1 protein-coding gene is annotated in these 463 nt (G+C 35.0%); it reads left to right on the forward strand.

Annotated features, from left to right (window positions below):
• Positions 1–177 precede the first annotated feature (177 nt).
• The coding region (locus A7E48_RS11435) for a hypothetical protein (protein ID WP_233126064.1) at positions 178–463 on the forward strand (286 nt) is incomplete at its 3' end.

Here is a 463-nt window from a genome sequence, read left to right on the forward strand (position 1 = left end):
TGGTAGCAGATAATGACGTATTATCACTTTAACAATAAAGAGAATTTATTAGATAACTGCAGAGACTCCTCTCAGATACTTTCCGCATTAAAAATATTTCTAAAAAATTCCTTGAGGAAAGTCGATAACCTTTCTATTCTCATTGGTTCTGGATGTTCTTCAGGTTGCACCCCACTCATGGGCACAACGATGCAAAAGATGCTTCAAAATCCAGATATCAAACAGAAAGTTGATGAGTATTTCGTAGCACATCCTGAAGAGTATCCAGAGGGCAGCTCTAAAAGAGATGATTTTAAAGATATTGAAGGATTGCTTAACTGGTTACAGAGTGGGATTCAATTCTCATCTGGTGAATTAAAAGGTGAACTCTTAGGTATACTAGAAAAAATTAAGAGTAATTTTATATTTACAATCCCTTCTTTCGATTCCCCGGTATACCAAACTAAAAAGGATTGTAATAAGG

Origin of the sequence: Rothia sp. ND6WE1A (assembly GCF_001683935.1) — a bacterium.
Taxonomy (GTDB): domain Bacteria; phylum Actinomycetota; class Actinomycetes; order Actinomycetales; family Micrococcaceae; genus Rothia; species Rothia amarae.